A 1,586-nucleotide genomic window follows, 5' to 3' on the forward strand; every position below is an offset into this window, starting at 1 on the left:
TACGTTCGGGAGGGATAACCGCTGAAAGCATCTAAGCGGGAAGCCTGCTTCGAGATGAGCACTCCCACCTCCTTGAGAGGGTAAGGCTCCCAGTAGACGACTGGGTTGATAGGCCGGATATGGAAGCCCTGTGAGGGGTGGAGTTGACCGGTACTAATAGGCCGAGGGCTTGTCCTCAGTTGCTCGCGTCCACTGTGTTGTTCTGAAACAACGACCCCCACCGCTCTGGCGGGTGGGTGGCGGATAGTTTCATAGTGTTTCGGTGGTCATAGCGTGAGGGAAACGCCCGGTTACATTCCGAACCCGGAAGCTAAGCCTCACAGCGCCGATGGTACTGCAGGGGGGACCCTGTGGGAGAGTAGGACGCCGCCGAACAATTCTTCTGAAGAACCCCCGATCCATTTCCTGGATCGGGGGTTCTTCGCATTTCGGAGGCGTTCGTACCGACCTGGCCGACGGCCCGGCCCCACCACGGCCGCCGCCTGCATCGGCCGGACGACGACGGCTCCGGAGCGTGCACGTGCGTGCCGGGCGGGTGGTTGCCGTGCGTGGTCACCTCCGGCCGTATGTCCCGCTCACCTCGGGCAGGGGACCATGGGTGTATGGCCAGAGACACGGGCCCCGTCACCCGGCCGCCTCTGCGCCGGCCGGGTGGCCGTCGTGGGCGGCAAGAGCCACGCGCAGTTACGGAAGAGCCTTCGGCGTACCGCCTGCGGTCGATGATGAACATCCGCAGCGTCGCCGGGCAGATGTTCGTCCTGCAGGTGTTGATCGTGCTGTTGCTCGTGGTGGCAGCCGTCGTCGCGCTGTTGATCCAGTCCCGCAGCGACCGGTACGACGCCGCCCGGGACCGCTCGCTCGCCGCCGCCCAGGCCTTCGCCCACAGCCCCGGGCTGGTGGACGCGATGCGGGGCCCCGATCCGAGCGCCGTGCTCCAGCCGCTGACGGAGGCGGCCCGCAAGGACGCCCACGTCGACTTCATCGTGGTGACCGACCGGAACGGCATCCGTTACACCCACCCCCAGCCCGAGCAGATCGGCAAGCAGTTCGTCGGCACCATCGGACCGTCGCTGAACGGCGCGGTCACCGTCGAACAGGTGCACGGCCCGCTCGGTCTGGAGTACCAGGTGGTGGTCCCGGTGGAGGACGCCGACGGTTCGGTCGTGGGCATCGTGTCGTCCGGGATGAAGGTCGCCAACGTTAGCAGCGCGGTCAACCGGCAGCTGCCGGTCGTCCTGGGCGCGGGCACCGTCGCGCTCGGCCTGGCCACGGCCGGTACGGCGCTGGTGGGCAGACGTCTCCTGCGGCAGACCCACGGTCTGGGGCCGGAGGAGATGACCAGGATGTACGAGCACCACGATGCGGTGCTGCACGCGGTGCGCGAGGGCGTGGTCATCGTCGGTGGCGACGGACGGGTCCGGCTCGCCAACGACGAGGCCCGTCGGCTGCTCGACCTGCCCGCCGACGTGGAGGGGCATGCCGTCACCGGTCTCGGCCTCGCGCCCCGGACGGCCCAACTGCTGGTCGCCGGCCGCGCGGTCAGCGATGAGGTGCTCCCGGTCGGTGAGCGTCTGCTGGCCGTCAAC

General features: G+C 68.2%; 2 rRNA genes and 1 pseudogene. All 3 read left to right on the forward strand.

Going from position 1 to position 1,586, the window contains the following annotated elements:
- A 23S ribosomal RNA gene (locus MCM47_RS40460) occupies positions 1–177 on the forward strand; the annotation flags it as partial.
- An 81-nt stretch (positions 178–258) separates the two neighbouring features.
- A 5S ribosomal RNA gene (rrf, locus tag MCM47_RS40465) occupies positions 259–375 on the forward strand.
- Between the two features lie 344 nt (positions 376–719).
- Positions 720–1,586 (forward strand): annotated as a pseudogene (locus MCM47_RS40470) (histidine kinase); the annotation flags it as partial.

Source organism: Kitasatospora sp. A2-31 (assembly GCF_022288725.1).
Lineage (GTDB): Bacteria > Actinomycetota > Actinomycetes > Streptomycetales > Streptomycetaceae > Kitasatospora.